General features: G+C 41.0%; 19 protein-coding genes and 1 pseudogene. 12 read left to right on the top strand and 8 right to left on the bottom strand.

The features are described 5' to 3' along the window. Positions 1 to 417: 417 nt before the first annotated feature. A complete protein-coding gene (locus L8106_RS08605; RefSeq protein ID WP_009783869.1) occupies positions 418 to 1,764 on the bottom strand; it encodes a hypothetical protein in 1,347 nt (448 codons plus the stop codon). A gap of 86 nt (positions 1,765 to 1,850) precedes the next feature. Between L8106_RS08605 and L8106_RS08600 the strand changes: the two genes are divergently transcribed. Both L8106_RS08600 and L8106_RS08595 read left to right on the top strand, forming a co-directional pair. After that, positions 1,851 to 2,699: an endonuclease/exonuclease/phosphatase family protein gene (locus tag L8106_RS08600; RefSeq protein ID WP_009783868.1), complete on the top strand. Its 849-nt coding sequence runs from the start codon at positions 1,851 to 1,853 to the stop codon at positions 2,697 to 2,699. Positions 2,700 to 2,820: 121 nt separating this feature from the next. Further along, positions 2,821 to 3,639, top strand: coding sequence for a Uma2 family endonuclease (locus tag L8106_RS08595; protein ID WP_009783867.1), 819 nt, complete (start codon positions 2,821 to 2,823; stop codon positions 3,637 to 3,639). Between the two features lie 17 nt (positions 3,640 to 3,656). On the opposite strand, the gene L8106_RS08590 is transcribed toward L8106_RS08595, so the two are convergent. Beyond that, the gene (locus L8106_RS08590) at positions 3,657 to 4,103 is read right to left on the bottom strand and encodes a YbjN domain-containing protein (protein ID WP_009783866.1); all 447 of its coding nucleotides are present in this window, start codon (positions 4,101 to 4,103) and stop codon (positions 3,657 to 3,659) included. Between the two features lie 1,195 nt (positions 4,104 to 5,298). Here L8106_RS08590 and L8106_RS08585 point away from each other — a divergent pair. Beyond that, positions 5,299 to 5,604 (top strand): hypothetical protein, encoded by a 306-nt coding sequence (locus L8106_RS08585; RefSeq protein ID WP_009783864.1) that lies wholly within the window; start codon positions 5,299 to 5,301, stop codon positions 5,602 to 5,604. A 351-nt stretch (positions 5,605 to 5,955) separates the two neighbouring features. Continuing rightward, complete coding sequence (locus L8106_RS08580; RefSeq protein WP_009783863.1) at positions 5,956 to 8,274, top strand: pentapeptide repeat-containing protein; 2,319 nt, start codon at positions 5,956 to 5,958, stop codon at positions 8,272 to 8,274. On the opposite strand, the gene L8106_RS08575 is transcribed toward L8106_RS08580, so the two are convergent. Then, on the bottom strand, positions 8,252 to 9,580 hold the full coding sequence (locus L8106_RS08575; protein ID WP_009783862.1) for a lipopolysaccharide assembly protein LapB: 1,329 nt from the start codon (positions 9,578 to 9,580) through the stop codon (positions 8,252 to 8,254). The genes L8106_RS08580 and L8106_RS08575 overlap by 23 nt on opposite strands. Before the next feature lie 424 nt (positions 9,581 to 10,004). Between L8106_RS08575 and L8106_RS08570 the strand changes: the two genes are divergently transcribed. The 5 genes and pseudogenes from L8106_RS08570 to L8106_RS29475 all read left to right on the top strand — a co-directional run bounded on the left by L8106_RS08570 (position 10,005) and on the right by L8106_RS29475 (position 15,386). Beyond that, on the top strand, positions 10,005 to 11,204 hold the full coding sequence (locus tag L8106_RS08570) for an esterase-like activity of phytase family protein (protein WP_009783861.1): 1,200 nt from the start codon (positions 10,005 to 10,007) through the stop codon (positions 11,202 to 11,204). Between the two features lie 39 nt (positions 11,205 to 11,243). Then, a complete protein-coding gene (locus L8106_RS08565) occupies positions 11,244 to 11,834 on the top strand; it encodes a chromophore lyase CpcT/CpeT (RefSeq protein ID WP_009783860.1) in 591 nt (196 codons plus the stop codon). Between the two features lie 82 nt (positions 11,835 to 11,916). Further along, positions 11,917 to 13,092, top strand: a complete 1,176-nt coding sequence (locus L8106_RS08560; protein ID WP_009783859.1) for an NAD-dependent epimerase/dehydratase family protein — start codon at positions 11,917 to 11,919, stop codon at positions 13,090 to 13,092. Between the two features lie 205 nt (positions 13,093 to 13,297). Next, a pseudogene (locus L8106_RS33545) lies at positions 13,298 to 14,731 on the top strand (pyridoxal phosphate-dependent decarboxylase family protein). A gap of 136 nt (positions 14,732 to 14,867) precedes the next feature. Further along, entirely contained in the window at positions 14,868 to 15,386 is a 519-nt protein-coding gene (locus L8106_RS29475) for a lipopolysaccharide assembly LapA domain-containing protein (RefSeq protein ID WP_009783856.1), read from the top strand. Between the two features lie 12 nt (positions 15,387 to 15,398). Here L8106_RS29475 and L8106_RS08545 read toward each other — a convergent pair whose 3' ends face one another. Next, on the bottom strand, positions 15,399 to 15,848 hold the full coding sequence (locus L8106_RS08545; RefSeq protein WP_009783855.1) for an SRPBCC family protein: 450 nt from the start codon (positions 15,846 to 15,848) through the stop codon (positions 15,399 to 15,401). Between the two features lie 127 nt (positions 15,849 to 15,975). Here L8106_RS08545 and L8106_RS08540 point away from each other — a divergent pair, with 127 nt between their 5' ends. Next, positions 15,976 to 17,235: a HEAT repeat domain-containing protein gene (locus L8106_RS08540; RefSeq protein ID WP_009783854.1), complete on the top strand. Its 1,260-nt coding sequence runs from the start codon at positions 15,976 to 15,978 to the stop codon at positions 17,233 to 17,235. 106 nt (positions 17,236 to 17,341) lie between these two features. Here L8106_RS08540 and L8106_RS32875 read toward each other — a convergent pair whose 3' ends face one another. From L8106_RS32875 to L8106_RS34345, 3 genes are all read right to left on the bottom strand, one after another. Then, positions 17,342 to 17,734: a type I restriction endonuclease gene (locus tag L8106_RS32875; protein WP_009783853.1), complete on the bottom strand. Its 393-nt coding sequence runs from the start codon at positions 17,732 to 17,734 to the stop codon at positions 17,342 to 17,344. 599 nt (positions 17,735 to 18,333) lie between these two features. Further along, positions 18,334 to 19,902, bottom strand: coding sequence for a calcium-binding protein (locus L8106_RS32050; RefSeq protein WP_009783852.1), 1,569 nt, complete (start codon positions 19,900 to 19,902; stop codon positions 18,334 to 18,336). Beyond that, positions 19,877 to 21,307 carry a calcium-binding protein gene (locus L8106_RS34345; RefSeq protein WP_009783851.1) on the bottom strand — a complete coding sequence of 477 codons (1,431 nt, stop codon included), beginning with the start codon at positions 21,305 to 21,307 and terminating at the stop codon, positions 19,877 to 19,879. Before L8106_RS34345 ends, L8106_RS32050 begins: the two co-directional genes overlap by 26 nt. Before the next feature lie 783 nt (positions 21,308 to 22,090). Here L8106_RS34345 and L8106_RS32045 point away from each other — a divergent pair. Together L8106_RS32045 and ltrA are read left to right on the top strand one after the other, a co-directional pair. After that, complete coding sequence (locus L8106_RS32045; protein ID WP_156803619.1) at positions 22,091 to 22,264, top strand: hypothetical protein; 174 nt, start codon at positions 22,091 to 22,093, stop codon at positions 22,262 to 22,264. A gap of 1,004 nt (positions 22,265 to 23,268) precedes the next feature. Continuing rightward, positions 23,269 to 24,996, top strand: coding sequence for a group II intron reverse transcriptase/maturase (ltrA, locus tag L8106_RS08520; protein WP_009783849.1), 1,728 nt, complete (start codon positions 23,269 to 23,271; stop codon positions 24,994 to 24,996). 138 nt (positions 24,997 to 25,134) lie between these two features. Here the strand turns inward: ltrA and opcA are convergent, their stop codons facing one another. Beyond that, entirely contained in the window at positions 25,135 to 26,469 is a 1,335-nt protein-coding gene (opcA, locus tag L8106_RS08515) for a glucose-6-phosphate dehydrogenase assembly protein OpcA (RefSeq protein ID WP_009783848.1), read from the bottom strand. Between the last annotated feature and the right edge of the window lie 23 nt (positions 26,470 to 26,492).

Below are 26,492 nucleotides of genomic sequence, written 5' to 3'. Positions count from 1 at the left end.
CAACCTCCCCACCTCCCCACCTCCCAACAAATCAAGCTTTAGGGCAACGCGCACAGCCCTGGGGTGACGGGGTGACGGGGAGAGGTATTTTTTCAACATGAAAAATAGCTTTTTATTCATAAAAATCCTCCCAACCTCCCAACCTCCCGCGCACGGGTTCGCCACTCCCCTCAACGCGGGGAACCCGCGCACGGGGGTGGACTCACTACCTCCCCACCTCCCAACAAATCAAGCTTTAGGGCAACGCGCACAGCCCTGGGGTGACGGGGTGGTGGGGAGAAGATTTTTTCAACATGAAAAATAGCTTTTTATTCATAAAAATCCTCCCGACCTCCCAACCTCCCGACCTCCCAATCTCCCAATCTCCCAATCTCCCAATCTCCCAATCTCCCAATCTCCCAACCTCCCTATTCCTTCTTAACTGGCGATCGCAGCTTGCCAAACCGCATGAGCAACTTCCCGACGGGCAATGTCGTTATGAGCGCCTTCTGGGCCGGAACCTTCTTGAATAAACTCCTGACTGTCGAGATTATAAATTTGGCCAGGATAAAAAGGATAAGGTGAATTGTGATTCAACATATCCATCTCCACGACCTGAAAATCATCTCCTCCCCTGGCTCCAAAAGCCCCCAAAGCACCATACATAGGAAATTGATTAAATTCAAAGAAACTGACCGATCGCGTAAACAGACTCGAAGCACTCGCCGCTAAGGGATACCACTTGCAAACCGCCGTATCAAATTTAGAATAAGTCGTAATAATCGAGCCAGAGACTTTACCCTCTGCGATCAACGGGTAAAAATACCCCGCAACTCCAGGTGTTACCGGAATATCCTGACAATAAGACCAATGAGAAAAAGCCCCCTGGATCAAAAATAAAGAGTGAACTGGACGTTCCAACACGCCCCAATTGTTCTGTCCTGCCAACATTCCCGACAACACAATACAACCAAAACTATGACCAATTAAATGAAATCGCACTTCCTCCTTCACCCGTTGTAAGTCCTTGAGAAATTCATGTCCTGCGGCTTCACCAAACTGACGCGCCCGATCTTTCATTTTCCAAAAAGACAAGGTTCGCAAAGGGGCTAAAACCCCACCCCAACTAAACCCCCCATAACTCAACGCCTCCTGACGAGCAACAAGAAAGGTACTTTCGGGATCAAAGGGTTCTCTATCGGTGGCGGGTGAAGACCCTAAACCTTGACTCCTTAAAGTTGTTTCATAGTTGAGAATGCGATAAGCTTGACCGACTTCGGGAGGTAATTCTTCAGGAGCAATATTTTGTCGGGCGGACAGCAAAATCGTTCGTAAGGCTTGTCGTGCGGCAGAAGTCTCACTCAAACGGGTGGCGTACTCATTGACCAACTGATTCATGGGAGTGACAGTAGAAGACGCACTCACACCGTTATAGGAAATCGCCGAAGAATTGGCTAGGTCATAATTTCCCCAAGGTAGACTCGGCCAATGTAACCCGACTAATAACGGAGAAAACCCGGGTCGAATCTCTCGAATATAATCCAGGTCAGCCTGTTGTTCAAGCATGACTTTGATCCAACGACTATACTGACGTCGGGCAGCCGGAATATCACTTCGCCATCCATGACTAATCAGAAAAACATCCGTGATTGGCTCTGTTTTCAACACCTCAAGGACTCGTTGGCTCATCAGTCCATCGGGATCATCCTGGCGTTCTCGACCTTCTTCATCAAAGGCAATGAGATAATATTTGAAGTCAGTTTCGGGTACGATTTCAACAGGCATGAGTCACTCCTTGGGCTGCGATATTGCGTATATGGGTGTCAGTATTGCCAAGCTGACAGAACTTGATCTAATTTACAGGTATTGTGATGAAATCTAGAATTCAATCAATTTTCTGGGGATTCGGTCTGATTTTACTGGTCATGTTTGTGGCGATCGCTCCGACTTTCCCCGCGAGTGCTGAACCTTTATCTATTATCAGCTACAATGTCGAATCTGATGATCTTGACGATACTGATCCTCATTTAGTGGCTGAGGATATTCGTGAAATTGTGGGGGCTGATTTGTGGGGACTATCGGAAGTTGCAGATCAAGCGGCGGCGGATATTTTTACTGAGGCGGTTGCTGTTCCTGGATCTGATTTTAAGTCGATCTTCGGAACGACAGGAAGCCTCGATAAGTTGCAGATTATCTACAATCAAAATAGACTTGATCTTCTCGACCATGAAGAACTCGATAATATTGGCGGTTCGCGATCGCCATTAGTCGCTCATTTTAAGTTTTTATCGACGGGTCAAGAGTTTTTATTTACGGTTAATCATTTTAACCGAGGAAGTGAGAGTAAACGCAACCAACAAGCGGAAAATTTACGAGACTGGGCCGCCGCACAATCTTTGCCTGTGATTGCAGTTGGAGATTATAACTTTGATTTTGATTTGGATAAAAAAAAGGGAAATAAGGCTTTTGATCTTTTCGTAAGAAAAGATGTGATGACTTGGATTAAGCCGAATTGTTTGAAAACGAATTCTTGTCCGCTCACGGGAACTCAATGCGATCCTAAATATGCCAGTATTTTAGATTATGTTTTTGTCTCTCAGATGGCGAAGAAGTGGCCCTGTGAATCTGATATTTTGTTCGTTCAAAATCAGGTTTGTCAAAAAGAAAAAGAGGGATTTTCAGATCACTATCCTCTTATGGCTAACTTTAGCATTCCTTAGACTCTCAAACTCATTTAGATCTGATCGCGATCGCTATCAATTATAATTGAGTTAGGTGATCGCTTTTTTGTGTCAATTTTGTTGACCTTGTTAAGTTCAACCTAACTCTGATTAAATCGCTATGTCTGAAACGACTCCCATAACTCCCTATCTAATAACCCTTCCTCCCACTCAGGAAGAACTTCCCTACGATGATGGAGAACCAATGGAAAGCCAACGTCATCAATTTCAAATGGAAATTCTGCTCAATACCTTGCAACCTTGGATGGCTTCGCGTTCCGATGGGTTTATTGGGGGGAATATGTTTGTTTATTATAGCTTAGAACAAGTCCGAAATAAAGACTTTCGCGGGCCTGATTTTTTTGCTGTGTTGGGGGTTCCTAAAAAAGAACGTCGTAGTTGGGTGGTTTGGGAGGAAGGAAAAGCCCCGGATGTGGTGATTGAGTTACTTTCTGATAGTACCGCAGAACTCGATAAAACTGAAAAAAAATACATTTATCAAGATCGTTTACGGGTTTCTGAATATTTTTGGTTCGATCCGTTTAACCCAGAAGATTTAGCAGGTTTTTCCCTACAACAAGGCGTTTTTCAACCGATTGATTTCAATGCCAAAAATCAACTCGTTAGTCAAGCTTTAGGATTGAGTTTAGTTCGTTGGTTCGGTGAATATAAAGGGATTGAAGCGACTTGGTTACGATGGGCAAATTTAGACGGAGAGTTATTTCCGCTTCCTCAAGAAATTGCAGAACAAGCACACCAAAGAGCAGAACAAGAGTACCAAAGAGCAGAGCAGGAATACCAAAGAGCAGAGCAAGTCGAGTCTCAACTAAATCAAGTTGCTCGTACCCTTTTACAGCAGGGAATGACTCAGGAACAAGTCGTGCAAGTCACCGGATTATCTTTAGCAAAAATTCAGGAGTTAATGAATACAAACCGTTGAGTTATTATCCATAATAGTCACGAACCCAAGCGATCTAATGCTCGTTTTCCTCCCCATCGTTCGACAATTTTATCATCATAATCATCCGCAATTTCTAACACCGCATTTACAGAAGCTTCGAGTTCAGGTTTATCGCAAGTTGAACCGACAATGGTATGCTCAAATACGATATCACCCTGTTCATCAACTCCAAATGCTCCAAAGCGCATATTGTGATTTTCTCGTAATAGAAACCGCATTAAATCGGGTGTAAGTTCTGCGCCTGTCACCACGTAAGAGCGAGTGGTGATGATAGAATCATCTTTACCCCAAGGAGAAACTAAAACTTCTACTTGAGCAGAACCCATAAATAAAGTCAGTCCCGGAACTTCATTTTTCGGACAGGGAAACTTACCGTAAAGTTCCCGCATCCAGCGTTCAACTTTTTCATAGCAAGCTTCTTGTTTAAGAGTTTCAAACTTCATATCTATCTTTGTTCTCTTAATGCTTCTACCTTGTTTTAGCACCTTTAGAGCAGTTATTATAAAATTTATATCTTTTCTCTAACTTCTAGTCTGAGAGTCCCTGACGAACCTCTCGCTTGACGAAAGCTAGAATTACCGTAAATAATTGAACAGAGAGGATTAACACTGATAGCTGTCTTTGGACGGGAAATCTAGGTTGAGAACTCCTTTTATTTTATTGATAGGGGGAAATTCTGTATCCTTTCTGAAAAATAATCATTTGAGGATAAATAATCACATGGGTGAACTGTTTACACCACGTCTCGTTGAACCCGTTCTCACGATTTTGGGATCAGTTGGATTTTTCTTTCTGGCTTTTCAAGCTTTGAAAATGTTAGAAAGATAGAGGATTAAGTAGAAAACGTGGGGCGATTTCCCGGTAGAGTTTGACATTTTTATACCTAAAATTCAATTGGGGAATCGCATGATTTTTGATAATATTGTAGGACAAAATGTAAAAGATGTTGTTTCTTTTAATAACAGATCAAGTATTTTGAGCGATTGAATACTCTTGTCACTCTGTTACTTGATTTCTGGGAAATGATCAGATGATTGTTATGACAGTGGAAGAGACACTGATTTTTATCTCAGTAGAAATAATCACCGTCTAAAAGTTCTCTCAGATTTCTGTATACCAGTAGACGATTGAGCCAGTGAGAGTTGAGCGAGAGAGTGAGGGTTCAAGTTGAATTGACATATTTTTTATCTTGACAAATAAATCCAAAAAAGTGTATTATCATTGATAAAAAGTTTTGTTAAAATAGTTAAAGCGTAGAAATAGAAGTTATTCAGCCTGGTAACAAGACCTCAAGTTGTGCTATTCTATTTGCGTTAAACCTTTTGATTTCTGAGAACTCTTGCGAACTGAGTTCTTAATCAATGATTATACCTTAAATAATGTTTGTCAATGTGTAATCATGTTTAGTGTTTTTGGTTTCTGAAAGCATTAAACTATAGGTTGAACTCTAACCCCCTAGCTTTACCGCAACTCCTACTGATTCCTGGGCTATTGTTGTTCTGGAGGCTTTTAGCTTCTGATCAATAAAATCAGGAATGGGGATGATACTGGCGGAAATTACGAGGTAACACTTGTACAAAGATGTAATCTCTAAAAACTAGCTAAGGCTAACCTCATTTGGAGAAGGAGGAATCTTCTATGAATATTGTTCAAGGATACAATCCACGCCGTATTCTCCCAGATATTGCCATTCGCAAGGTCAAAGGAGTATTGCTGATCGAAAAATCAGGTGACGATGTTTATGTTTACCCTGATGAAATCAACTGGGAACTGAAACGAAATGTTCAGCTTGCAACTGAATATGAGTTAAAAATATTAGCAGATAGCTATTCGGAACTTGATGGATTTTACTGTATTAATCGTATCACCCATACAATTAGTTATCTGGGAACAGAGTGGAATGATGTGATTCTAGGGCTGAAGTTTAGACAACTGTCAGCTTAAAGTCAGTGAATAGAGGAGTCTTGTCTTGAAACAGTCTGAAGCTGAAACTGCATAAGCTTGAATCACTTAGCTATAGATATCAGTAGGTATAAGTTTTTGTAGACGACTTAGATAAATGTTCACAATGAGCCTACGGTAACAGTTGACTCCCTCTACAATTGTAGAAACAGTTTGCTAACCCTACAAGTATTGTTAAATTTTAGCAGGTTAAGTTATGAATTGAAGTAAATAAACTTAAAGATTTAAAAAAAAATGATAGGATAAAGCTAAACTGGGCTTATACTACCAATAAAAAATGAGTTGGGGTGACTAATAATCTATCAATATTCAATCTACCAGGGTTTCTCTACTATGATTAATACAGTAAAAACGGAAAGTTTTTCTTCTCCGACAGACTCAGATTTATACAATTGTGACTTTCAGTCTAAACTCGAGAAGCGACAAGTTGAAATTTGTCAATTTTTGATTCAAATTGTTAATCAATGGTCTCCAGAGAAAGTCCTCAATGAGTTTGAACAAATTTTTGTTTACTTGAATTGTACCGAAAATTCGACTATTAATCAAGCTTTAAATCGTATTCTGATTGATCAAAGTCAGTCTATCTTTTCAGCAACACTCAAACAATCCTTCTATATTTTAATCAACAACTGGACAATCAATAAAAAGCAGGAATACGTTAAAGCTCTATTTGAACGCATTGAATCTGCAAACTATCAAGAACAACGAATTTCTCCGAGTGTTAACCTCCTGAGAAAATGGACATACAACTTCTTGCAAAGTCAAGATTATCAAGATATTTGTCACTATGCGTTACAGTCCCAATGTCAATGGATAAACCGTTACCAATCCTATCTCTTATCTACTCAAATTAATCGCAGTCAGTCTCAAGCCCAACATCAAGTTACGATTAACTTAGCCAAACAAATTAAAGACAAATATAATTTTGATCTCGCCATGTATGTTGCTCGTTCCCAATCTCGAGGAACACAACTCCAAACTCTCAGTAACCCGACTCAGTTGGGAGACGAAGCAATTAACTTAATCAAAAAAACAATCTCGACTGAGCGAGTTTTTAGCTATGCTCATCAAGCCGATCTTTTTCTAGAACAAACCCAAAACTATAATTATCGGGAGTTTAAAGAGGGTTTTCTCAACTACTTAATGCTTCATGTCTCCTCTCAATATCCAGCTAATCAAATTCGAGAGAAACTCCAAAATAAACTTGAAAAATTTGATTCTCAATACAATTACAAAACCGTCACAAAACCCTATGTTTCCAAAACCTGCAAACAATTAATCAGACTACTAACAACCGAAAACACTAAATCACCCTCTACCCCATTTGTCCTATTAGTTGAACGAGGAAACTACCTCACCCTGGTTTTTCTCTTATTAAAAATTGTTTTAGTTTCTAAATCCGCTCAAATCTATTTAGAATGCTGCATTGCAAATCTCATTCAATACTATGAAGACTATGAAGAAGAAGAATGTCAGCACTTTATCAAGTTTCTAGAAGTTTTCAATCTAGTTTTCACCCTATTTACCACCAACGTTCAATATCACTTAGTCAATTTAGAGAACAATCTATCTAACGAAGAATCTAGCACAGAGTTAGACACCTATCGTTTATTTTGTCAATTTAAAGGCCCTGATCTTCGCCATGCAAATCTGAGATCTCTAAATTTTAGTGGCGCCGATCTTATAGGCGCTAATCTCCGAGAAACTAACTTACGGGGAATGGATTTGATTCAAGTTGATTTACGGTTAGCTAACCTCAGCAGTGCCAATCTCAGCAGCGCTACGTTAAACGAAGCTAAACTTTTAATTGCTAATTTAAACCATACAGATTTAAGCGATGCTAGCTTAGTAAAAACGGATCTACGTCGGGCTGATCTTCAATCTGCTAACCTAACTCACGCCAGTTTAACCAGTGCAAAATTAGGTCATGCTAACCTTAAAAATGCTAATTTAAGTACCGCTAACTTGATGGCGGCGAGTTTGAATTCAGCGAATTTAAGTGATGCCAATTTATCTCATGCTAATTTAGAATGTGCTAACCTCAAAGGGGCTAATTTAACGGGTGCAAATCTCAGTTATGCGAACTTGCGAGGCGCTAATTTAAGTGGTGTGAACTTAAGGGATGCCAATTTGTCTTATGCTGATCTTAGACGGGTAAATCTTTCTCAAGCCAACCTCGATAGTGCTTACCTCAGAGGTGCAAATCTTTATCGTGCGAATATTAGTCGGAGTAGCCTCAAACAAACAAATTTGATCAAAGTCAATCTCAGTGGCGTGAACCTCAGTAGTTCAGAATTACAAGAGGCAAACTTGAGTTCAACCTATCTGCGTCATAGTAACTTTACACAAGCCAATTTGAGTGATGCTAACTTATCTCATGCGGATTTAACTCGGGCAAATTTAATCCATGCAAATCTCTCCAATACAAATTTGAGCTATACTTCTATTCGTCATGCTGAGTTAAATCAAGCCAATCTTTCTAATGCAAATTTAACGGGTGCGAACTTATTTGGAAGTCACTTAAACCATGCCAATATAGAAGGAGTCACGTTTGAATATTGTTCAGGATTACCGGATATTCTCAAACATCAATTAGGCATCGATCAATTTGATCTCGATAGCGACACATTTATGGAGCAATTTGTCGATTAACAATTTCAATCCGTTTGACAAAGTGATCTTCTCTAAATTTTAATTGTTGAGCAATTTGTAACCCTTGCTGATAGGCGGTTAAAGCCCGTTGATATGCTTTTTGATCAAAATAAACTTGACCCATATTATCATATACATTCATCATACCATAAAAATTGTAGGATTGTTGCTCGATTAACAACTGAGCTTGATATAATTCTATAGCAGTTTGGGTTTGATTTTGAGAACGATACAATCGCGCTAATCTTCCTAAAGCATCACTCGCATTTGCAAGCTGTTGAATCGTCGTAGCAACTGTATAAGCCTCCTGGTAGTTTTGGCTGGCTTGTTGTAATTGACCTAGCTTTTCATAGTCTAAACCAATGGATAACTTTAAATCGGGAAGGGGTTGGAAGTTTTGTAATTGTGAATAATAACCCACTAATCTTTCTTTAGCAGCAATAGACTTTAAGGGTTGTTCTAACTGTCCATAAATAAACGATAAATCTTGGAGAGATTGAACTTCACTGGGTTGATTAATCGTCTCTCCTTCTGCGTTAACTTGAGTCGGAGGAGGAGGGGGTAAAATTCCCTCACTTCGTAATAATTTAATCTGTTGTTGTGTCTCTAATAACTCCTCATAAACTTGCGCTGCGGCTTGATAATCTAACCAATTCAGATAGACTTGACCCATTTCACTCAATGCCTGTTCTTCTTGGATGAGATTTTCTTGTTGACGGGCGTAATCAAGCAAAGTTTGATAGGTTTCAATTGCTAATTCTTTTTCTCGGGTTTCTTTAAACGCTGTTCCTAACGCTTCTAAAACTTCCAAATCAAGAGGTTCTTCTAATTTAATCTGTTGTAAAATATCATCTAAACGTTGTACAAGAAACTGAAGATAGAGACGTTGACTATTATTCCACGCAATTAAACCGACTCGTTGTAAAGCAGCAATTTCGGGTAATAATCCAAAATAACGCCGTAATCTTAATTCCCGAGTCCATAAATTAAACGCACCAAAAGCATCTTGTTGTTCGAGTAAAAGTAACGCTTCTGCATTCAGTTTGTCTAATTCAGGCGCTAGTTTTTCCTGTTCCGTTTCACTTAGTAAATCTCCAACAACTGGAGGATTGGGTAATAACGGATCAGGTTCGGTACTTTCTAAAGGATTGGGTGAAAATTGATCGAGAACTTGAGTATTTTCTTCGGCTTCGGGGTTGTTTTGATTTTGAGCAAAAGCAGTCAAGCTTCCATAACTTCCCCCTAAAATTATACTCGCTAAGGTCACAAATCCAATTCTAAAAACTCGCGTTAATTTATCCGTCATAGAGTTGTATCAAACAATCTATTGATTGCCTAAAAATTGTTCTTTATTTAACAAAAAAAGGGGACTTGATGGTTTATACTATCATTATGATAATATTTGGGCTTACTGTGATCTATTTTAAGATGACGGCGAAGAAAGGGGATTTGTTCACGACAGATGACAAAACTAAACCGCCCAGACTGCAATAGATTTTGGCACAAACCGGAATTTAGCGCAAGCTTGAACTCCGACCCAAAATCCCCAATGCGATCGCACCAGAGAAGCTAATTCAACTCATTGGGTTGCAAGGGTTCCCCAGACTCGAATGTGATGGAGTGAGAAGATCAAGAAAATTTCTATAAAAAAAGCATTTTTCACCTCAAAAAATTCTCTCCTCCTAGCAAAAGCGTGAGATAATATCCCACAGAAGTTTGGGAAAAGTATCGTGAACGAATACAACACCATCAAACCAAGTTCGCTATCTGATCAAGTTAGACCGCGAAAATGGTATCAACGCTGTTTTCAGTCAGTTGTATCGCTGTTAATGTTGTTAACACTACTGACCTCCTGTAGCTTACCTCAAGTCTCCGCAGAAGATCGAATCTTTCTTAACTTTTCTCTGGACTTTTTAGGAGAATATTCACTTCCCCAAAGCACCCAATTTAATCATCACTCTATCGGTCATCTTTCTGGCATTACTTACGCCATTCCCGGCTACAACAAGACAACTGAAGGAATTTACTTCTACGCACTCGCCGATTATCCCCAAGAAAATACAACTCAATTTTTAACCCTAAAATTTGATTTAACCTCAGCCGATCAAACCACCTTAAATCAGATTACAATCGAAAGCGAAACCCAACTTAAAGATCAATCCGGTCAACCCCTTTCTCTGGCGAACACTCACCCCAAAAGTCTCACCTTTTCGCCCCGAAATTCGTTGTTTATCGCGACAGAAAATCTTGTCGAGGATCAGAGTTTACCATTAATTGGAGAATTTGACCTCAAAACTGGACAACTTCGCAATACCGTACCCATTCCCCCGAATTATATTCCCACAATTGAAGACGGAGAACAACAACAAGGAATCTCAGCCCACTCGGGGTTCAAATCAATGACAATTGCACCTGACGGCTTTAGTCCTGGTGGAAAAGATCCGTTTCGTTTATTTACCTCAACTGAAACCTCATTAGTTCAAGATACTGATGCAGATGGAGCGACAAAACTACGAATCTTACACTATGTTATCGCCGATCGCGCTTCTTTTCTCGTCTCCGAAAATCTTTATCCCTTAGAAGCCGATGAACCCTCACCCCATGAATTAACTGATCTCGTCGCACTCAATCAAGGTGGATACTTTCTCAGTTTAGAGCGATCGCCAAACTCAGGTCAAATTTATCAAGTGTTTACAGGCGACTCCACCGATACCTCCAGAATCGCTAGTTTACGCGGACAACTGGGGAAAGTACAACCGATGCGAAAAAAACTCTTATTCGAGTTTAGCCGACTCAATATACCCGTCAATTCTCTCACCAGTATGACATTAGGGCCACGTTTAGCTTCAGGAGGTCAGAGTTTACTGTTAATGAGTGAAGATGACAACAAAACCCCGAAATTTTTACTCTTTAGCCTCAAGCAAAGTTGAATCTGTTATCCTAATCAAAAATTTACGAATTCCGAGAAAATGACTCATTCAACCGATATCAACACTTTAGCCCGTTGGATGGCTTCCGACTTTAGCAACCAACCCCAGGCGTTTGAAAACCCCCCCTTTTTCGCCCATATTCGGGTTTGTATGCGTCCGTTACCGACAGAATTCTTAGGTGGAGTTAGTCTTTACCTCGAACAAGCCTATGATTACATGATTAATCAACCCTATCGTGTACGAGTTCTCAACTTTATTCCTCGCCAAGATCATATCGAGATCGAAAACTACGCCCTAGAGAACCAAGAACAATTTTACGGTGCCTCCCGTCAACCTGAACGCCTCCAAAACCTGAAAATTGAACAATTGCGAAAACTCCCCTGTTGTAGCTTTATCACCCGTTGGACAGGTCATAGCTTCAAAGGAGAAGTTGAACCCGGAAAAGGATGTATGGTAGAACGCAAAGGTCAAGTCACCTATCTCGATAGTTGGTTTGAAGTCGATGAACATCGGATGGTTAGCCATGACCGAGGACGACACCCGGAAACCGACGAACACGTTTGGGGGTCAGTCGCCGGACCCTTTGAATTTGTGCGTTGGGGAAGTTTTGCTTCAGAAGTCAAAATTTAATCAACTTCAACAAAACAGTCCACAGGGTACCAATTCCTGATACATTAACCCAGTATCAGCAAACTGAGATGCAATTGAGTTTATGAAAGTTCTGGTAATTGGTGGTGATGGCTACTGCGGTTGGGCGACAGCCCTCCATTTATCCAACCGAGGCTATGAAGTTGGGATTTTAGATAACTTAGTTCGGCGACACTGGGATCAACAGCTTTGTATTGATACCCTAACTCCAATCGCGCCCATTCATCAACGCATTCAACGCTGGAAAGATTTAACTGGGAAGTCTATCGACCTGTATGTAGGCGATATCAATGACTATAGCTTCCTGATTGATAGTTTACTGGAGTTTCAACCCGAAGCAGTGGTTCACTTCGGTGAACAACGGTCAGCACCTTTTTCCATGATTGACCGGGAACACGCAGTTCTCACCCAAACAAATAACGTCGTGGGAACTTTAAATATTTTATATGCCATGCGTGAACATTTCCCAGATAGTCATCTGGTGAAACTGGGAACGATGGGTGAATACGGAACTCCCAATATTGACATCGAAGAAGGTTATATCACCATTGAACACAACGGACGTAAAGATACTCTACCCTATCCCAAACAACCCGGAAGCTTCTATCATCTGTCCAAGGTTCACGATAGCCACAATATCCATTTTGCGTGTAAAATCTGGGGTCTACGGGCGACAGATTTAAACCAAGGTGTGGTTTATGGGGTTCTCACCGATGAAACCGGGATGGATGAAATGTTGATTAATCGTCTCGATTATGATGGTGTATTTGGAACTGCTTTAAACCGTTTCTGTATTCAAGCTGCGATTGGTCATCCCCTGACAGTGTATGGTAAAGGCGGACAAACTCGTGCATTCCTCGATATTCGCGATACTGTACGTTGTGTAGAACTCGCGATTGCGACTCCCGCAGAACCCGGTCAATTCCGTGTCTTTAACCAGTTTACTGAGATGTTTAGCGTCAGTAACTTAGCGATGATGGTGAAAAAAGCCGGAAATGCAGTGGGCTTAGATGTCGATATTCAAAATATGGAAAATCCCCGGGTTGAACTTGAAGATCATTATTTCAACGCTAAGAATACCAATTTGTTGGATTTGGGATTACAACCGCATTATTTGTCTGATTCGTTGTTAGATTCGTTGTTGAATTTTGCGATGAAGTATAAGAGTCGGGTTGACAAAAACGAAATTTTACCGAAAGTTTCTTGGCGAAATCCGGGTTCAGCAAAAGTTGCAAAGTAATCAGAAACGGATCAGTGAATTCCGAGTTTCTCATAGAGTAGGTTGGGTTGAACACAGTGAAACCCAACTTTTTCAATTAACAATAATTTATTGTGTAGAGGCGTTGAATGAAGCGTCTCTACAGATTGTATTTTATGTGAAATGCAAACCAGAATCAAAGCGTCTCGCTGGCTAGATAGCTATTTTAGGTTAACTATTTTTGACGATGAATCTCTCAGAATTACCACTAACCGCTTTTATTGATCCTCAGGGGAAAAATCATCAGGAAATTGAACAACTCGCCAGTCAAGTTTTAGATTTAATCTTATCTCACCTGACCACTGCGATTAACCATTCACCGCTTCCAGAAATTGGCGATTTCACTGATTTTGTCTCAATCCCCGAAAACTCTATTTCTGAGTCGATTTTACTCGAAAAATTAAACACAATTATTACCCGTTCAACCAATGCAGCAAACCCGGGTTATATGGGTCACATGGACTCAATGCCCACGACAATTTCGATTTTAGCAGAATTAGTTGCAGCCGCACTCAATAATAATATGCTGAGTGTGGAAATGTCGCCGATTTTGTCGCGTCTAGAATTTAACCTCATCAAACAATTTGCACAGTTATTTGGTTGGGGTGAAACCTCTGGTGGAGTGATGGCAAGTGGGGGAACGTTAGCCAATCTACAAGCTTTAACAGTTGCCCGCAATCGGGCGTTTAATTCACATACATTAGGAATTTGGAATCAAACCCAGCAACCTGTTTTATTGGCTTCTGAAGTCGCTCATACTTCTCTACAAAAAGCGGCAATGTTGTTAGGACTGGGAACTTCTGCGGTGATTCCAGTAAAAACAAATATTAACTCTCAAATCGAAATTGAAGATTTAAAGCGTCAAATATAACAAGCAAAATTAGCTAAAAAAACTCCATTTTGTATTGTCGCTACTGCGGGAACTACAACTACAGGAAATATTGATCCGTTAGAACCGATTGCAGAAATTGCCCATCAACACAATTTATGGTTTCATGTCGATGCAGCCTATGGAGGGGCGATTATTTTTTCTCCTCAATACGGTCAAAAATTACGAGGAATTGAACAAGCAGACTCAATCACATTTAACCCGCAAAAATGGTTATATATAGCGAGAACTTGTGCAATGGTTTTGTTTCGAGAGTTTCAACAGTTAGAAACCGAGTTTAGAATTGGTGCGCCCTATATGCAAGCCGCAGATGATTTAATAAATTTAGGAGAAATTACAATTCAAGGAACTCGTCATGCAGATGGGTTAAAATTGTGGCTGTCACTACAACATTTTGGAAAAAAAGGATATGCTCAATTAATCGATGAAAGTTATAAATTAACCGATTATTTATTGAAAGCATTACAAAAAGTTCCAGATTTAGAAGTCATGGGTCAACCGGATATGAATATTATTTGTTTTCGGAGTATCCCCGCTAAAATATTACCAGAAGATCAGGATCAATGGAATACCGATCTACAAGCTTATTTACTGCAAAAAACTAATATATTTCTGTCACTTCCCCTCTATCGGGGACAACGTTGGTTAAGAACAATTATACTCAATCCTTATATTAATCAAACGCAACTTGATCACCTGATCCAAGAAATTAATCAATTTACTCATTGCTAAAAACCACAAAATCTGCTTAACCTCTCAACACTGTCCAACTTTTGCAGCTAGCAAAGACTTCCGAAAATATCCGGTTATGACGAACAATATTCGGTAAAATTGAAACAGTAATCTGCTTGCAGTCTGGAGTTTCCTCATGCGACCGCTCAACTTTGTGTTAATTTTTATCATCTGTGTCCTCTTAGTTTTATTTAGTCTACAGAATACAGAACTTGCTACAATTCAAGTAATCGAAGGGGTTGAATTTGAAGCCCCCCTAGCGATTGAACTCATTGCAGCAACCGGAGTCGGGGCTGTACTGGCTTGGTTATTTAGCCTCCTCTCTCAACTGCAACGAATGCTAACCGCTCGTCAAAATATCCGTCAAATTCGTCAACAAAAACAGCGAATTGAGGAGTTAGAGAAAGATATGCAACAAATTCATCAACAAGGACAGCGAATTCAAGAGTTAGAGGGAGATGTCGAAAAAATTCACACTGAAGAAAATACCAACAATTCTAAAACTGTTGTTTCTAAAACCAATTCTCCAGACATAGAAGCTAAACCTGTCGTCGAGTCTGAAGACTTAACAGAAGACTCAACTGAAGATTCAACAGACGAAGACCCTGAAAAAACAACCGATACCGACAAAGAAAAAGTTAACACTGAAGCTTAATTGACAAAGGGTTTAAATTTTTTCGCATTCTCTTTTGGTGACTTCGTGACGATAGCGAAACATATCTTCTAAACGGCTATTGACCCACCAAGCCAACAAATTCTCAGCGAACCATCCCCCAGGTGGAGAATAGGAAATGGCATCCGTTAAGCGAGTTTTTCCCCCTTCTGCGGAAAATTGATGTCGGTGTACCCAACTTTCCATCGGCCCTTGTTTCTGTTCATCAGTAAACAGTCGATCGCGATCACATTCAGTATGTACTGCTAGCCATTGTACCGGAATCGGCCCCAACCAGAGGCGAAATTCGGTAATCGCCCCTACATCTAACCCTCCCTCACGCCGGATAATCTCTACAGGCTGCCAAGGGGGGGTTAATAGTTGTAAAATATCTGATCGTTCGTGGAAGTTCCAAACCACCTCAACAGGCGCATCAATTAAAGAAGAATATCGAAAATGTAGCATAGCTGTTTTTGAACTATTCTAGATCTAGGATTGCATGAGAATTAACCGATTGCTACACTAAAAACCAATTATTGTTTTCAATCAATTTGGATGTAAGCTTTACACTCCTACGAGATCAAATTATTCTATGGGTGATCAGTTTTCCAACTTATCTGATGAGGGTCAATCTCCAGCCTTACTCTCCCAAGCGATCGCCGCGTTAGAATCTGGAGATTTTCAACACCGTTGGGATGTGGCCAAACAGTTAGCTAAAATGGGAACAGTGGCGATTAACCCGTTGATTGCCATTCTCGAAGATCAAGAAGCTGATCCCGAAGTGCGTTGGTTTGTTGCCCGGACTCTAGGACAGTTTAACAGCGATGCGGTTGTACCCGCTTTAGTGAATCTTCTGCAAACTGCTAAAATAACAGACGACGCTTCCGAAACCTCATTACTCGAAATGGCAGCAACTGCTTTAGCCAATTTAGGCACTTCAGCAGTTGATTCTCTCAGTGCGTTACTCGAAAATGAACAGTTAAAACCGTTTGCAACAGAAGCCCTTGCTCAAATTCGGCACTCAGAAACGATTACCCCTCTATTGAGTGTTGTTAATGATTCTAACCCCAAAATTCGCGCTAGTGCCATTGAAGCTTTAGGCAGTTTCCATGATTCCCGTATTCCGCCTGTATTAGTCAAGGCTTTAAATGATCCTTCCGCCTCTGTGAGAAAAGAAGCGATTATCGGTTTAAGTCGTCGGGGAGATTTAGTCCAGGAATTGAACTTAGTTGAGCAACTGCAACCTCTATTATGGGATATTCGCCCCGAAGTCTCTCAACAAGCACAAATTGCCCTTTCTCGTCTTGGTACGGATCAAGCAGTGGTTGCTTTAGTTGAGCAAATTCTCTCCACAACAACTCCCCTAACGATTAAACTCGATGCAGTGCGATCGCTTTGTTGGATAGAAACGCCCATCGCCATTAATCAACTTCAACACATTTTATTCACGATTCCAGATGAGTCTACTTCCAATATCTCATCCTTCTCAATTCATCAAGAAATCATTCAAGGATTGGGACGAATGAGCAAACCCGAGGCGAAAACTCAAGCGAGTCAAATTTTAGTTGAATTTATCCAAAGTCAACATCCTTCTCTGCAAATTCTGACCATTAAACAACTCATAGCTTTAAGCTTAGGACAGTTAGGAAATATTACTGCTTTTGATCCTTTGGTGCAACTGTTAACAGATTCGGAAACCACTGTTCAATTTCACTGTATCGCCGCTTTGAAACAGTTAGATTCTCCCTTAAATTCTCCCTCAGTCTATGAACGACTGCAACAACTCGCCCAACATCCTAATCTTGATCCTAGTTTAAAACAGGGAATTGCGATCGCCTTAACAGAATGGTAGCTTTCATAAATTGATGAAATGCAGAAACTCTAAAACCCAAGATTGAGAGCGTTTTTTAACCTCCTATTGCCTGGGCGAAGTGCTATAACTTTAGAAAAAAAGCCAATTAGGAATTAATTAAAATTTTACTAATTTTTTTAAGTGTAGCTAAAACTTGTTCGAGTTCGTTTTCTCGTTCAATTGATAACGCATAAGAACGACCATATTGAGGGGGTTCCGTTTTAACTAATTTCACGAATACAAACTCTCGACCATTCACTAAAAATCCAAAGGTTGGTTGAGCAATGTTTGGACTATTCAACAGATAAACTAACGCTTGCGGTAAAGCTTCCATCACATCAAACTTGGTGCTTTTAGATTCGATAACTAACACCCAAAGGCGGTTTTTTATCACCAAAACATCGATTTTACCCCGCAGGATTATTCCTTCATCTTCCCCTGTAATTTCTATCGAAGATTCTGTTTTTATCGAAAACGGAGGTTGATAGAATCCCGCCAAATCTAATCAAAAAGAAAGCACCACCATTTTAACCGCTTCTTCCAGTAACGGACGGCGACTGGTCAAGTTAAAATAGTTGCTTTTGACTCGGTTTAAGGTTGGTTTTTATGCTGTTGTTAAACTTGGTAGATTTTCTCGCCATTCGGTAAAAAAGTTAGTATCAGTTGTTTGTTGAAGTCCGAAATTTTATTGCAGTTGTTCGAGAGAAATATCTTTGGCGGGTAGGATTTTTGCCATGATGAATCGATGAGAACCGATTGGGTGATTATATAGCAGTTCTCACACGGGTGAGGTAGAAAATTCTCAGCTTGGAGAAGTTCAGGAGTAAGCGCGTTCCCTAGTCCGCTTCGCCTACAGAAGTTCAAGAGTTGGGAGTCGGGAGAGGGGGTGCAGGGGGAGACAGTGAACAGTAACCAGTACCATGCTACTGATAACTGATCACTGTAAACTGATAACTGATAACAGCATGATTGCCTTTTGCAAGGCAAGTAGCGCTATAATTTTCAAGATTCCGGTACTCGGGGTGTACCCGATTATTTTGCTTTAACTGTAGTTGCTTGCAAGCCTAAGCCTTACTGTTTGCAAGCCGCTACAGCTACTTACACAAAGTTGAAAACTTTATCATCCGATAAATCGAGGTCAGATGTGTTTTCAACAATACCAATCAATTCATCAAAACCTCCAGTTGTGAGGAAGATAGCTGTTCCGCCGGGTAAACCTGTTGGAGAAGTGCCTAACTCATAGTCCCCTGCACTACCGCTTAACTGAATCACATCCTTATCATCAAAGTCCGTAATTAAAGCATAGTCAGCTTCGTAACCATCATCGTAGTAAGCTTGGCTTTCATCTCCCAAAACGAAGATATCATCATCTTCATCTCCAGGCTCATCTCCTGTTAAGGTATCTACCTCACCCATACCCGGTTGAGAAGCTGTCGGATCGACACCGATGAGGACATCATCGTTATCACCGCCGTTGAGGGTATCGTTGCCTGTACCCCCTGTAATAGTATCTTCGCGATCGCCACCGTCTAACAAATCATCCCCTTCTCCGCCATCGAGGAGATCGTCGCCTTTTTCACCCATGAGTGTATCATTTCCGCCGCCGCCGTTGAGGGTATCCTCGTCTTTGCCACCCTCTAACAGGTCGTTGCCTTCTCCACCTTCGAGTAAGTCATCGGCTTTTTCGCCTTGGAGGGTATCCTCTCCGTCGCTACCATTGAGGATATCTTCGTCTTTGCCACCGTCGAGTTGGTCGTTACCCTCTCCGCCATTTAACACGTCTTCGTCTTTCTTACCTTCGAGGTGATCATCTCCCTGATTACCATCAATGGTATCTTCGTCTTTACCTCCGTCGAGTTGGTCGTTACCCTCGTTGCCTTCAATGTTATCTTCCCCTTTATTACCTTCGATAGTGTCGTCGCCTCCTAAACCTTTGATAGTGTCGTCGCCTGCTAAACCTTTGATAGAATCGTCTCGGTTGGTGCCAGTTAATGAATCGTTATCGGGGGTTCCAGTAATATCGTTACCAGTATGAAGGAACATCAGGTCAGTTGTATCGAATGCTCCGTTTGTAAACTTAGCAATCAAGTCATTATTGTTCGCTGAGAAGATTTCAGTATTTTCGGATTTAAAGATGTAGTCATCGAAGTTGCCACTGAGTTGAATGGTATCTTGACCGCTTTGGAAGTTCAAGATATCAGCAAAGTCGCCATTACCGGAGAAGGAGTAGAAGATATTGTCAATATCTCCGAGAATAAAGGTATCTCCACCGTCACCCCCATTGAGGACATCAACCTCACCCTCACCGGGTTTGGCGCTACTCGGATCGACCCCTGTTAACCTATCCGAACCTTGATTCCCTATAATACGGTCATCTCCACCGCCACCAACAAGGTCATCGGCTCCCTCGCCACCTTTGAGTTCGTTTTCGTTATCATCACCGACAATATCATCAGCACCAGAAGTTCCGGTAACATTGGCAAAGTTGATAATCTCGAAAGTTTGGTCGCCGAGTCCCGGCAAATTTTCAACCGTCAACCTTTGTTGCGATAAGTCAACATCAAAGGAAGTTTGACCGCTAATTCCGGTGGAACCATCGATAGCGTTATCTTGTCCTGTCGCACCAATGACAGTTTCGATATTAACAATTCGGTCGGGTTCCGGCACTACCTTTGTTAACTACGCCTCCGCGTTCGAGGGTAACGGCTTGACCTAAGTCGCTATAATCAACGGTATCATTACCGCCTTTACCATCATAGGAGTCATTTCCTCGACTTCCTCCAAACTCGTTTTCGTTACCATCACCGACAATATCATCGGCGTTGGAAGTTCCGGTAACATTGGCAAAGTTGATAATCTCGAACTCAAGGTCGCCGAGTCCCGGCAAATTTTTAACCGTGAAGGTTTGTTGGGATAAGTCAACATCAAAGGAAGTTTGACCGCTAATTCCGGTGGAACCATCGATAGCGTTATCTTGTCCTGTCGCGCCAATGACAGTTTCGATATTAACAATTCGGTCGGTTCCGGCACTACCTTTGTTAACTACGCCTCCGCGTTCGAGGGTAACGGCTTGACCTAAGTCGCTATAATCAACGGTATCATTACCGCCTTTACCATCATAGGAGTCATTTCCTCGACTTCCTCCAAACTCGTTTTCGTTACCATCACCGACAATATCATCGGCGTTGGAAGTTCCGGTAACATTGGCAAAGTTGATAATCTCGAACTCAAGGTCGCCGAGTCCCGGCAAATTTTTAACCGTGAAGGTTTGTTGGGATAAGTCAACATCAAAGGAAGTTTGACCGCTAATTCCGGTGGAACCATCGATAGCGTTATCTTGTCCTGTCGCGCCAATGACAGTTTCGATATTAACAATTCGGTCGGTTCCGGCACTACCTTTGTTAACTACGCCTCCGCGTTCGAGGGTAACGGCTTGACCTAAGTCGCTATAATCAACGGTATCATTACCGCCTTTACCATCATAGGAGTCATTTCCTCGACTTCCTCCAAACTCGTTTTCGTTACTGTCTCCTGTAATTGTATCCGTGTTGGAAGTTCCAATCACATTGACAAAGTTTTCAACGGTGAAGTTAACATCTCCTAAGCCAGGAATGTTCGTGACGGTGAGACTTTCCTCCGATAAATCAATATCAAAAGCAGATGTCCCTCCACCAGAAACCGTACCATCAATAATATTGTCTTGTCCGTTTGCACCAATGATGGCTTCAATGTTTTCAATTTGGTCTTGTCCGGCATTTCCTTTGTCAACCACACCCACCGCTTGCAGGGTAATCACTTCACCTAACTCGCTGTAGTTAGCTGTGTCAACGCCATCTCCGCCATCCAAGGTATCGTTCCCTCTGCTGCCAATTAGCTCATCATCTCCATTGCCACCATCGAGGGTATCATTTCCTGCATTTCCACTCAGCGTGTCATTTCCCGAATTTCCTCTCAGCAAGTCATCACCGCCTCGACCAATTATTTCATCATTTCCTGCTTTACCTAAAATTTCATCAGCAAATCTGGTTCCGCGAAGCGTTTCACCTAAATTTGTTCCTTGAATAGCTGCCATGATTAGTTTGAGCTTTAAAAAACTATACTTCCAAAAGTATCAATAATTTCAGGAGAAAATAAAGTCTCTTGTTTAAAGTTTTACATGAGGTTTAAACAAGCGGTATTTATGTAAAAAAAAAATTGTCTGTTACCCCCAAATAACATATTTTTAAACTAAATAAAGTCTCTTGTTTAAAGTTTTACATGGGGTTTAAACAAGCGGTATTTATGTAAAAAATCCTGGTCTATTACCCCCAATAACATATTTTTTAAACGAAATAAAGTCTCTTGTTTAAAGTTTTACATGGGGTTTAAAAAAGCGGTATTTATGTAAAAAATCCTGGTCTATTACCCCCAATAACATATTTTTTTATCAAATAAAGCTTCTTATACATAAATTTACATGGTTTTACATAAACTGGATTAATGTAAAAATTTTTAAATTCACCGCGAAAAAACATAAACTACTTAAAAAGTCAAGTTAAGTTTTAAAAAAATTACACTGATTTTTACATAACCGGGGTTAATGTAAAAAAATCCCGAGTCATTCCGCCGATTAACATAATTTACCAACAATATAAAGTCTATTGTTTGAAAATTTACATGGGTTTTACATAACCGGGGCTAATGTAAAAACATCCGGCACAATTCAGCCGATTAACATAATTTTGTAATGATAAAAAGTCTCTTATTTAAAAATTTACACGGGGTTTTACATAACCGGGGCTAATGTAAAACTCCGGCACAATTCAGCCACAAAAATCAAACTTCTGTAGACTTTGTTAAATTAGAGGAAACTAATATGCAATCGTTTAAGATTTGCTATGGACGGCTGATAGAGAGTTGGGGTGGTGGGGAGTTGGGGTGGTGGGGAGTTGGGGAGAGACCGGAGGTGGGAAGTCGTGAGGTCGATTTGGTCAGTCGTCAGAAGCTTGCCAAGGAGCGAAGCGAAGGGTCAACCGTTCCCCGCCGATGAATTGGCAGGGCTTGCGGTTGAGGAGCTTCTGATGTCAGAAGTCATATGATATCCGACTAATCAATCATCCGCTTCGTAGGGGCGGGGATTTACAGTTTACAGTTTTCACTGCACGGTACTTGTTCACTGTTCACTGTTGTTCGCCCCCATAACAGGCATTAATCAACCGGACATCATATCAGAAGTTTAGAATTGCCTGTTGCCATCCTCTCTCAGTAAAGGTTTGAAAGTTTCTCAATTTCATCAATTTGTCAATACACCAGTGCGACCTGCTATAAGTGTTGTTTCCCCACCCGATTTGATACAATAAACAACAAGGTGCGACACGTTCCTGCCAAAGTTGAGGAATAAAACCCGAAACGTAAGCAGGGAAGTGGTATTTGGAAACAAAGCCCACTTTAACTTTGAAAAATGTGACCTTAAAGGAAGGTCAAACTCGGAGTCAATGGTATGAGTTACAGAACCTTAACAGGCAAAAGTAACCCAAATCCAAAGAGTTAAGGCAATTCCCACAGTGTCAGACTGATTATCAAAACACTGAAGCTGGAAATAACGGGAAATCAGGTATAAGTCAAATACCAAAGAAGTTCTCTAGCCAATTGTCCAAGAATAACGAAAGTGAACGTCTGGCTAGAACCGTCGTAACTATTAAGTAGCGAAACTGACTTGATTACGCTGCGTTCAAAAGAACAAGGGGAAAAGGTAGAAGTTTCCATATACTTCTACAAAGAGGTAAGAGTTTTTATCTTAACACTTACACAGACTCCCAAAAGTACCCCGGCGGAGAGGACGATTCTAAAGGCAATAAACCCATTTTCAAGGAACGTTAAAAACCCTCATCTACTCCTACAGAGGTCGAATACTGATAGGTAGCCACAAATCTAAGGCGGATGTTATGAGGGCGAAAGATGGAGTCAGAAGCTAAAGCCTAGATGTAATATTTAGGATACGCTGATAGATTCCGGTCAAGTTGTTAGGTAAAGTTTCAATTAGCAGTTAAAACGGTGAAAACGAGTATAACCAAGACTACGACTGCATGGAATACAATCAATTGGGCGAAAGTTCAACGGATAGTATTTAAGCTGCAAAAGAGAATTTACCAGGCATCAATATCGGGTCAAAATGCGAAAGCTCGAAAGCTTCAAAAGCTCCTAGTTAAGTCGTATTACGCCAAACTCTTAGCAATAAGAAGGGTTACTCAAGATAATCAGGGTAAGAAAACAGCCGGGGTAGATGGAATTAAATCTATTACACCCAATCAACGGTTAGAACTTGCCAAAAATCTAAGCAAATACCAGAAGGCAAAACCACTCCGCAGGAAATGGATACCCAAATCCAAGGATGAAAAACGCCCTTTAGGAATCCCAACTATACACGACAGAGTAAGGCAAGCTTTGGTAAAATCTGCGTTAGAACCACAATGGGAAGCCAGATTCGAGGGGGAAAGCTACGGGTTTAGACCCGGACGTTCAGCCCATGATGCAATGTCACGAATCTTCCAAAGTATCAATCAAGGTGAATATTACATCTTAGATGCTGACATCTCAAAGTGTTTCGACCAGATTAACCATGAACACCTACTGTCCAAAATCGATTGTCCATCAACAATAAAAGCCCAAATCAGACAATGGTTAAAAGCTGGAGTGATGGATAATGGCATATTTGAAGCAACAGAGGCAGGAACCCCACAAGGAGGTGTCATTAGTCCTCTATTAGCTAACATCGCACTGGATGGAATGATTAGGCTTATAGAACAAAATTTCCCAAAAAAGGAAAGAAGAGTTCAAGCCAAAGTCATCAGATATGCAGATGATTTTGTGGTAATTAGTCCACAATTAAAAATCATTCAACAGTGCCAAATTGCCATTGAAGAATGGTTAAAACCTATCGGGTTAGAACTGAAACCAGCCAAAACTCGTATATGTCATACACTAAAAGAAATTGAAGTGAAAGGCATAAAGGTTAAACCTGGATTCGACTTTCTAGGGTGGAACTTCAGACAATACCCAGTGGGGAAACACCACTCCGGTAAGACTGGTAGTGCGAACTCAAAATTATTAGGGTTCAAAACCATTATAAAACCTAGCAAGAAGGCAATTAAAGCTCACGCGGATAAGGTTAAGGAAGTTATTAAAACTTACAAAACTGCACCCCAGTACGCATTAATCAAACGCCTAAACCCGGTAATTAGAGGATGGTGCAATTACCATTCCAAGATTGCCTCCAAAGAGACATTCTCCTCTTTAGACCATATTACATGGCAAAGATTAAGAGCATGGATAGTTAGCAGATGCGGTAAAGCTAGTTATGATAAACTGAAAAAATACTTCAGGAAAAACGGAAATAGGGCATGGAGTTTTGAAACCAAAGAGGGTTATAAACTACTAAGCCATGCTGAAACAACTATTAAACGTCACGTAACTATAAGACCTAAAGCATCACCCTACGACGGAAACTGGACTTACTGGAGTACAAGAAAAGGTACATCCTACGATGTTCCCAAACGAGTAGCACTTTTGCTCAAAAAGCAAAAAGGCAGATGTAAATCTTGTGGGCAATATTTCACCCCAGAAGATATCGCAGAAATCGATCATATCATCCCAACGTCTGTAGGCGGTAAAGATGAATACAAAAATCTGCAATTATTGCATCGCCATTGTCACGACATTAAAACGGCAACCGATGGGTCTTATAACTCAAAAGAAACCGGATGTTCTGATGATAACAGATAACTTGTACTAGGAGCCGTGTGCTGTGAAAGTAGCAAGCACGGTTCTGAATGGGAGTCGGAGGTTGTAAAGCCTCCTTCGACCCCTAATAGGCGCAAACCCTTGCGCCCCTACAGATTAAATTTTAACTCGCTTGCTTTCCTAACGCAGCTTAAGAATTTGAGCAGTTAACGCTAAACTTTCTTCATACAAAACATCACGACCCCAACGTTGTAATTGTTGTGTCATCAGAGATTCTGCCTTTTGGTCAGAAGTCGCTGTCACCTGTTCCGTGCGACAAGATTGGGCGCTTCCGCCTGATTCCATCCGCATACAACCTGTAGTTTCTGAACACAAAATCGTGCAGCAATTGGCATTAGGGTTACTAGAAGTTAACCGCAAACCGACCAAATCACCGGGAATTTCACCATAATCAGCAGCAGGAATCGCGGCCAACTCAGCAACAATTTCCTTATCATTGGGGGCTTTAAACTTGACATATTTCAAGTCATAGTCTCCGCCTTCAGAAGTAAAAGAAATCGGTTTCCAATCGAGGCGAGAAGCATACCAACCCAAAAACATTAACGCTTGAGTTGCATTTCCCTTTTCATAATCAATCGCCACATTATCAATTTCACCCAATGACATCCGACGTTCAGGGGGGTCAAAAGCAGCGGCCGATAATTCTTGCCAAGGCGCCAAACGATGCCAATTCAAGTCAGCAATGTAAGTTTCGTGTTCGATCAAATTCTGAATTTTCAGCAATTCCGATTCCGGATCACTAAAATAACAAGAATCCACAATCAAACAATTACTACAACCCGACAACCGCTTAAATAAATCTTGTTCGGGGTTGGGTGTCGCCTTCCACCAAACAAACTTAGGTAAGTCAGGAATTAGCAAAGACTCGACAATATCACCCACCCGTTCTAACGCTTCTTTAGTGCCGCGTAGGGTAATATATTCTGCACAAATCAGACTTTCTTCGCTTTTTTGTTGAATCGGACAATAGGCAGAAACCTGAGCCGTAACCCCGGTATCTTCGCCCATGATCGGACATAAAGTAATAATCCGACAGGGATTTTGAGCGGCGATCGCTTCACTAATACTAAACCCGCGACCATCTAAATTAGCAATCTTTTGGCGATCGCTGGGTAACTTCGCAAATTCTTCACGCAGTTTAGCGAGAGTGTGTGAGTCTACCCGACCTGTAATACTGAAACCATAAGTCTTTTGAGCTTCTTTAATAGCTTCGCGGGTTTCCGTACCGTGAATCCCATCAATTTGCCCGGAGAAAAATCCCAATCCGGCTAGAAGTTGTTGAAATTCTTCAGGTTCATAAATCACCATACTAAACGTCGCCGCCCGGGTAGCAACCGCCGTAGTCTTTCCGCTCCCCGCAGCTTGAGAGAGCCAGATCCCATTTAATTCTCCCTCAATTTCGTTCAGGGAGATATCTTTTGGTTTTTGCAGTGCAACAAGTGGTGTACTCTTCATGGTGTCAGTCGTTAGTGATTAGC

The sequence above is a fragment of the Lyngbya sp. PCC 8106 genome, assembly GCF_000169095.1.
GTDB lineage: Bacteria > Cyanobacteriota > Cyanobacteriia > Cyanobacteriales > Microcoleaceae > Capilliphycus.
This window is presented reverse-complemented; position numbering and strand designations above follow the sequence as displayed.